8 protein-coding genes and 1 pseudogene are annotated in these 8018 nt (G+C 46.4%); 3 read left to right on the top strand and 6 right to left on the bottom strand.

What is annotated here, in order from left to right:
• From LUQ50_RS10295 to cfbA, 5 genes and pseudogenes are all read right to left on the bottom strand, one after another.
• Window positions 1-145: pseudogene (locus LUQ50_RS10295) on the bottom strand (branched-chain amino acid aminotransferase); the annotation flags it as partial.
• A 68-nt stretch (window positions 146-213) separates the two neighbouring features.
• Window positions 214-1608 (bottom strand): Ni-sirohydrochlorin a,c-diamide synthase, encoded by a 1395-nt coding sequence (gene cfbB / locus LUQ50_RS10290; protein ID WP_300039748.1) that lies wholly within the window; start codon window positions 1606-1608, stop codon window positions 214-216.
• Window positions 1605-2669 (bottom strand): Ni-sirohydrochlorin a,c-diamide reductive cyclase catalytic subunit, encoded by a 1065-nt coding sequence (gene cfbD, locus LUQ50_RS10285; protein ID WP_300039747.1) that lies wholly within the window; start codon window positions 2667-2669, stop codon window positions 1605-1607. Before cfbD ends, cfbB begins: the two co-directional genes overlap by 4 nt.
• A gap of 2 nt (window positions 2670-2671) precedes the next feature.
• The gene (gene cfbE, locus LUQ50_RS10280) at window positions 2672-3907 is read right to left on the bottom strand and encodes a coenzyme F430 synthase (protein ID WP_300039746.1); all 1236 of its coding nucleotides are present in this window, start codon (window positions 3905-3907) and stop codon (window positions 2672-2674) included.
• An 8-nt stretch (window positions 3908-3915) separates the two neighbouring features.
• A complete protein-coding gene (gene cfbA, locus LUQ50_RS10275) occupies window positions 3916-4317 on the bottom strand; it encodes a sirohydrochlorin nickelochelatase (protein WP_300039745.1) in 402 nt (133 codons plus the stop codon).
• 192 nt (window positions 4318-4509) lie between these two features.
• Here cfbA and LUQ50_RS10270 point away from each other — a divergent pair, with 192 nt between their 5' ends.
• From LUQ50_RS10270 to LUQ50_RS10260, 3 genes are read left to right on the top strand one after another with little or no spacing between them, the layout of a single operon-like run.
• Window positions 4510-5613: a methanogenesis marker 9 domain-containing protein gene (locus LUQ50_RS10270; protein ID WP_300039744.1), complete on the top strand. Its 1104-nt coding sequence runs from the start codon at window positions 4510-4512 to the stop codon at window positions 5611-5613.
• A gap of 6 nt (window positions 5614-5619) precedes the next feature.
• A complete protein-coding gene (locus tag LUQ50_RS10265) occupies window positions 5620-6441 on the top strand; it encodes a triphosphoribosyl-dephospho-CoA synthase (RefSeq protein WP_300039743.1) in 822 nt (273 codons plus the stop codon).
• A complete protein-coding gene (locus LUQ50_RS10260) occupies window positions 6438-7007 on the top strand; it encodes a DUF447 domain-containing protein (protein ID WP_300039742.1) in 570 nt (189 codons plus the stop codon). Before LUQ50_RS10265 ends, LUQ50_RS10260 begins: the two co-directional genes overlap by 4 nt.
• Window positions 7008-7053: 46 nt before the next feature.
• Here LUQ50_RS10260 and LUQ50_RS10255 read toward each other — a convergent pair.
• A partial coding sequence (locus LUQ50_RS10255; RefSeq protein WP_300039741.1) for a hypothetical protein occupies window positions 7054-8018 on the bottom strand: 965 nt, incomplete at its 5' end.

Raw genomic sequence — 8018 nt, 5'->3', positions numbered from 1 at the left:
CCAGATGCTCAGAAAGTCTGAATATACGACCCGAGTATGCCCGTATACCTTCAAAAACTCCATCACCGTAAAGGAACCCATGGTCAAAAGGAGATATTTTCGCCTCTTCACGGGAGTAGAATACTCCATCGATATAGACATACATGGAAGTTATTTCTGTATGTATTCAGGCAAAAACATATCTTAACGAAAATTTCAGAGATTTGGAAAAAGTCAGTGACTGGAAAATTTTCGTTGTCTGCATACAGTACAGAACGCTGCTAACATTTTTCGAGCCGCAACCGGGTGAAGATGTGTGTAGGATCCAAGCGTGTTGTTGGAGATGACTCCATCTTTTGTACCTGCTATCCCTACCCCCCGTTCAAGTTCATACCCATACCGGGCATCTGCGTCGAGTTGCACATCTGAATAATGAAAAGCATGACCTTTAAACTGCTGAGCACCGAACGGAGTACCTGGGGAACTCCTGCCTATCACATATCGGACAATACGCCTGGAAGGGATAGAAGCAGTGCCTGAAAACACACCGCACATCCGGAATTCATCACCGGCTGCAAGATTATTCCAGTCCTGGGTGAACCTGATGGAGTCACAGAGGTACATCAACCCTCCACACTCACCGTAGATCGGCATACCCTGTTCTGATGCCTCTTTGATTGCTTTTCTCATCCCGGCGTTTCCTTCCAGTTCCCTGCCAAAGTATTCAGGATATCCTCCTCCGATAATGATACCATCAACATCAGGCAGGGTATCTCTGATCGGGGAGAACGGGATCACTTCAGCACCGTAAGCAGCAAGAATAGCAAAAATATCTGCATAATAAAAGTTAAACGCCCCGTCAAGAGCTATCCCGATTTTGATATCTGCAGTCTCGGCAGGGTGAAAGACTGAACCTGTATACGGCGGGATCTCCCGGTCATCGGCAATCTTCAGGAGAGCATCGATATCGATCTGTGCTCCTACCAACTCGATCATCGAGGTAATCTGGGTAAGAAATTCATGATCCGGTGATCCCTCCAGAAAAGGAACCAGACCGAGATGTCGCATCTTCAAAGGAGGATTTTCCAGCCGGGGTATTGCACCGATAACCGGAATTCCGCAGTAATGTTCGATCGCTTCGGTCGCTTTTCTGATATGACTCTCTCCCCGTACGTTATTCAGAATGACTCCGGAGATGGTAATATCTGGATCAAACGTAGAGAACCCTTTCAGCAGGGCAGCAGCACTACGGGTGATACTCCGGGCATCTATCACCAGAATGACAGGAATCTTCAGGAGTTTGGCGATCGATGCAGTTGACCCGATATCAGAAAGCGATTCAGCACCCTCAAACAGCCCCCTGACTCCTTCAATTAGAGCAATATCCGCAGGTGGGGATGAACAGGCATGTAAGAAGATCTCCTTGTTTTCTTCCGGGGACAGAACAAATGAGTCAAGATTCAGGCAATGCCTTCCGGTCACCGCAGAAAGATAAGAAGGATCGATATAATCCATCCCGACTTTAAAACACTGAACCTGGTAGGTTCGGGAGAGCAGAGCAGCTATCGCTACAGAAATACTGGTCTTCCCTGATCCGGATCGGTCCCCGGTTATCAGGATCGTCTTCATGCCAGACTCCGGAGTACGGCTCCGAACTCACTCTCCACGATAGAAGTAACGCCTAGGGTTCGGGGGTGCAGGTCTACTTCAACCATCACATGTGCATGCCCCTGCTCCTTGAGTGGAGCCACCTGACGTGGTCCGTTTGTGATAGAAAAACACTCAACACCATCCAGATATTGGGAAGGTATTGCATGAGGAACCCCAACGATGAGGGCAAAATCAGGTTTTTCTGTCTGAAGCCATGTCCCCAGCATGTCGCCGGTAGCCCCGTACTCGTCAAGGGCTCCCCGGGCTGTGTACTTCAGGCCTCTGTTGGTGAGTTCAGTAGCAATCCGGGTTGCATCCCGCTGCACTTTTGGCAGACCACGCAGTTCGAGATTGGCAGAATAGGTGACTATTGCATCTGGTGCAGCATCATGGAGTCCGAGCAGTACATCTGCAAACATGTATGCGGTCTCCTTCTTCGCGTTCATGATTGCAACGCCGTGTTTTCCTTCTCTGATGAGGCTGAGCAGGCGGGTCGCAGCCACATGCTTCAGATCCCCGCGTGATGGCTCGATATAACTCTTCATTGCCGCCCCTCTGAGCCGTTCAACCTCGTTTGCCTTCTTCAGAAGTTCTTTTTGCCGGGATAATTCACTCTCACTGATCCAACCGGTCTGTGCCGCTGATTCTAACGTTGCGATGACACCATCGATATTTTCTGCAAATCCTGCATGAATGTCTACCGTAATAATCTCGGTGTTCAGATCAGCCATCTCAACCGCTGCCTCCAGATCCTCGCCGATGATCAGAGAGACACAGGTTCCCACAACTGCCATTCGATCCGGTTTGAACTCCTGTTCTGCATATTTGAGAACCTCGATCAACCGGCTCTGACCGCCAAATACGAACTCATTCTCAGAGAGTGAGGTAGTCAGGACCCGCATGCCATCCTCTTCAAGCAGACGTGCATGTTTGAATGAGCATCCAGAAGGACCATGGAGTATTGAAACGGTAACCCCTAGATCTCTCGCAGTGTATAACGCGGCAACAATTGAACTCGGGCGTGGCTGTATGTATTTCATAATTATCTCCAGGTCTTCACCGAGACCAAAATTTTGCGGGAAGCAGAGTTACGGGCTGCCTGCATCCCTTCTGTGAGTGAATTGGTTATCGTGATGGGAACTGTCATCTTCTGACAGAATTCTGATATTTTACCGATATCCATACGTTCATCACCGCCCACCAGAATGATCTCTGCAGGTTTTCCTTCTTTGATAGCAGTACAGATATCGTCATCAGGGAAATTTTCACACACTGCCCGTGCTTCCTGCCCGATAACCAGGGTATATGGGGTATCACTCAGTTTTTTGATTTCTTTCTGGGCATCCCGGGTGGTCTTCAGGCATGCACCCGTACTGGCGTTATCTAAGATGGTAACTCCGTCTTCAGTAATAATGTTCATCCGACCAGGAAGCGGTGAGAATTCACTGAGTTTGTCAGGGAGATATCCAAGGATAAGTGCTGCTGCTGCTGCCATTCGGAGTGGATTCTGATAACTTTCAAAGGCGAGTAGCGGATTCTCAAATGATCCAGTGATACCGTTAAACGCATAAGAGCATGAGGTTCCTGATATCCGGGTAATTTCTCCGGTATCAAAAACTCCGTTATGGACATAATTCATTCCTGGTGGGACCAGTATCTTCCCACATGAATGACCGGTCCGTTCTTTGATTTCCAGTGCACTGAGTTTACCACCCGCGACCCGGTAATCCTCATCAGAAGTCAGAATCGCCAGATCTGATAAACCGGTAAATCCGAGGGAGATTTCTGCAATACTCCAGTCTCCAGGAACACGGGATGAATAAACCGGAATAAGTGATGCCGGAGTAATACTCATCCGGGTGATACACTCCTCTCCCGGGTATCTGCAAATTCCCCGTGATGTATGAAGAATTCCTGTTCCCTTCATCAGTGATGCTAGTGCAGTCGCAGTCGAAGTTTTACCTCTGGCTCCGGTAATCTCTATATGCGGCCCGTATGTAGGTGGATTGGAACTTGGTGACAGTATCCATCTCACTGCTTCATGATGAGTGATGGCAGGGCATGTATGAGATCGGAGCAACGGGTGAGAAGGATCAAGATGCACCGGATGAACCAGAAGATCATACCTGCGGGAACTGGCGGTTTTTTCAGAAATGCTTCCCGGGTGTGAGCAGTCTCCCCGGTACACATCAATCAGATCAACCGAATGGCCCATCCGACATAACGCATCACCTAGTACTGCCCCGCCATGAATGGTATCAAGGACAAGGATCTGCATAAAAAAGTTCAGATAAGAGAGAGAGCCTGTCTGGCATTCTCTGCCATCAGTTCTGCAAGAAGAGGGTTTGGCCCGATTGGATCAGCATAGACCAGAGGAATTTCTCCGGACTGGAGTTTGAATGTCCCTTTCTTTTGTCCGCTTGGAAGATTCAGAATTCCCGGGATATCCTCATCAATGTGCACTCCTCTGGCAAGGAAGAGAGGAACTACAACCAGAGATTCAATTGCTTCTGTTCTGAACTGATCCAGGGCATCGGGTATTGCCGGTTCATTGAACTCCATGAATCCGCATTTCACCTTGTAGTTCGGATTTTTTTGGGCAATCAGGGCGGCAGTCCTGGAAATTAAATCCTTATTATATTCCTTTTTACTTCCGTGACCTACCAGAAGGATACCTACGTTTCCCATTACGCTTAGGTAACACTTCCAGTGATAAAACAGTTATCAAATGTGTATTATGAGTCTCACAGGTAAGAACGAGACCTCATCACCTGGAGTATAAATCCTTCTTTGATTATGGGATGGTTCATAAGCATCTGTTCAGGTCAACATTAATTGTTAGAAAGGTGATGAATACAAGCAATAGACTCGAGGATTTGAATGGACAATATCTATGATCTCCGGATTGGTGAACGGCAGATCTCCATCCCTATCGCAATCGCATCCATGGCAGGGATGACCGATGGTGCCTATGTCAGGGACCGTGCCGGGCACATCGGGATCGGATTCATCGGTGGTTATGCAATCGATGAAGCAACAATTTCAGCAGCACGTCTGCTCTCCGGGCAGGGACGGGAGGAATTTCTCCCACGGGATCCTATCACAGAGATTGCAGCGCAGGTCAGGCTGGTTGAGGCTGCAGGAGTAATCCCGGGTATCAATATCCGGGCTTCCGGTGTTGATGCACTGGTCTCTCTTGCCAGAGAAGTAGGAGATCAGGCAATTTACGAGATCGACGCGCATTGTAGACAACAGGCAATGATAGATGCCGGTTGTGGTGAGTTTCTGCTTACGCATCCTGAAATACTGCTCTCCTATGTTCAGGCGCTCAAGATCTCCGGTGTTCTGGTATCGGTGAAGATGCGTGCAGGTGTGGCGGCAGATGACGCTGAACTGGCCCGTCTTCTCTGGAAAGCGGGAGCAGACATTATTCACATCGATCTGATGGATTACGGAGTGGTGAAACTTCGTGAGATCAGGAATGTCTGCCCGGTCTTTTTAATAGCAAATAACGGGGTTACAGATTTTGAATGTGCAAAGGATTATTTTGCACACGGTGCTGATATGGTATCCCTTGCACGCAGATCAGATCCCAAAACACTTGCAACAATCAGTGAGGCGCTGGCCCAGTTTAACCGTGAACATGGGTGGTATAATTCTCCCAAACAACTCTGCCGTGGGGGGGACATACGATCGCTTGCCTTCTGTTGTATGCCGGTCAAACCCTGTCCGCTGCTGCCTGCTCTTGAAAAACTGAAGATTTCACCTCAGGAGTTCGTTACTCTCAAGATGGGATCGGTTAAGGATACCATCCTAGAAGGAGGTAACGGCACCTGCTTTGGGAGTCTTGCTTACTGTTGCAAGGACAGTACACCCTGTATGTTCCGTGACGGAACCCTGAAACAGGCTGGTATAAAAAAGACTATCTATATGCAGCAGAAACGCGAACTTGCACGAAAGATTATGCAACATGTGTTCTCCTGAGGTCTCATGGTCATACCACCTCTTTCCCTCTCAGAACAAGCACAGATAGCGATGATGCTTGAGGTCTGTGCCAAGACCAAACCCGGGAATGTGGATCGAGGCCATGACTATCCAGATACGTGGCTTGAACATTTTTTAGCCTCTTCGATTTTTTGTCACTCTGCGTTTGACCGTGCTGAAAAACATGCCGGGACTCCGGGCGAACTAATACGTGAAGCAACGCTTCAGACCGGCCGTCATCGGGGAGGAAACACTCATTTTGGAGCATTTATCCTGCTCATTCCGTTGATCATGGGTGGTGGGATAGAGGGAGCATGCCGGATTATCAAAGAAACAACAATCGAAGATGCTATCCTTTTTTATGATGCGTTTGCCCATACCTCAGTCAGGGTGCAGGAATCTGACGAACTTGATATCAACGATCCTGCGGTTGCTGAAAAATTAAAAGAGCGGGGGATGACCCTCTATGATGTCATGGCCTATTCTGCACCTCAGGATATGGTAGCACGGGAGTGGGTTGCAAATTTTTCTTTGACGAGAATAACCGCAGATCTTCTAAAAGCACAGGGACAGGGAAGAGCATCGATCTCACCGGTGTTTCTCTCACTGCTTTCAAAAGAGCCTGATACCTTCATCGCCAAAAAATTTGGTTTTGCATGTGCCTGCAGGATACGGGATGAAGCAAACAGGGTTCTTTCTGGAGAACTGACCCATCAGACATTTGACGAGTACTGTCTTGCTGAAGGGATCAATCCAGGTTCCCTTGCTGATATCATGATAGCCGGGATTTTTATCGCGATTCTTGAAGGGTGGGAATGGGATCTATGAGCGATTCTTACTTCTGGCCGATGCAAGAAGGAATAAATGAGGTCATCGCAACGACCCGGTTTCATGCAGCTCCCATGGGGATCATCTGCCGGGATGAACGGGTCATGATGGCTGTGTTCCGGACCAGTCATACGGCAGTGCTGATCGAAGAAACCGGGATGGTAGTTGCGAATATTATCCACGATCCGGTTCTGTTTGTAAGAACTGCGTTTTCTGATCTTGAGTCTGCAGAGTTAACCGAATTTGAAGTGGCAGATACGAAAGTATGCCGGCTCTCCTGTGCTGATAGTTGGGTTGTGTATCGTTCAAGGATAGAGCAGAAGACCGAATTGAAACTGCTTGTAAGGCTTGATCCGGTTCAGATTATACTTACACAAACTACCATGACTCCCATAAACCGGGGATTAAACAGCATCATTGAGGCATCTGTACATGGAACCCGGTATGTAAACACCCGGGATCCGGATCTGAAACAACTGATTGATCATCATGTGGATCTGGTAAAACGATGCGGTGGAGAGAGGGAACTCCTGGCTCTCCGGCTTCTTCTTGAGTATATTGGATAAATCAATATTTTATATTCGCACTTTGAATGTCTCGTCTCTCTCCAGATTACCAGGCATAAATGGAATATTCATTGCATCGCATTTTATTTTTTGGAGGATCGACTTGCATGATGGAATGTAAACTATCATCATTAATTGAATAACCGGGTTTGCTTGTTAACATAAATACATCTGCACCTTCCGGATAATTATACCAGTTATCATTATTATTATATGGATAGGTTTCTATACTATCATTTGCGTGAATCGCGAGTGATCGAACCATTATCTTAAATTTTGAGAGATATGTGATAAGATTAGCATCCCAATAATCGCTATACCCATAATATAACTTATTTTCGTCGAGGAATTGAATGAGTTCAGTCTGGTTAGGGTTTGAATCAGATTCGAATTTTTGACCTGAAGTTAGTGAGCCCATTACACTAATGATGAGTAATATCAGTATCAGAGCAGCAATATGCAATTTTTTTGGTGAATAGGACAAAGATATTCCAAGTAAGATGGCAATTGCGGGAAAAATCAAATATCGTGTTGTCATAAAACCAGAACTCATACTGGTGAACACATAAAAAATGAAGATTAAGACAAATCCTGTTATTAAAAAATGTTTGAAAAATGTGTCGGTTTCAGTTTTTTGTAAGTATACTACTATTAAATAGCCACCGATGATTAGCAGTAATGCAGAAATGCAAAGATTAAGAGGATTTGCGTATTCGCCAATCTGGTATAGATTATCGTTTAACAGATACGCAATTCCTTGTACAAAAAGAATGAAATTTGGAATAATCTGGGAGATCGGTTGAAGTGCTAATTGATTATATTGAATAAACCGTGGGGGATCTGGTATTACTAATTCAATAATCCGGTTTCCAAAGAGATACGTGAGTGCTGAAGATATGAGTAGTACAAAAAAAAGAATGTTTAATTTCACATTTTTATTTTTGTACAGTAAAAGGTACGAACCACAAACGGGTACAATCAGGCAGAATATTACATAGGGATCCGAATATG

Source organism: Methanospirillum sp. (assembly GCF_028679455.1).
In the GTDB taxonomy this organism is placed as follows: Archaea; Halobacteriota; Methanomicrobia; order Methanomicrobiales; family Methanospirillaceae; genus Methanospirillum.
The sequence above is the reverse complement of the archived record's forward strand: the minus strand, read 5'-3'. Positions and strand labels throughout refer to the sequence as shown.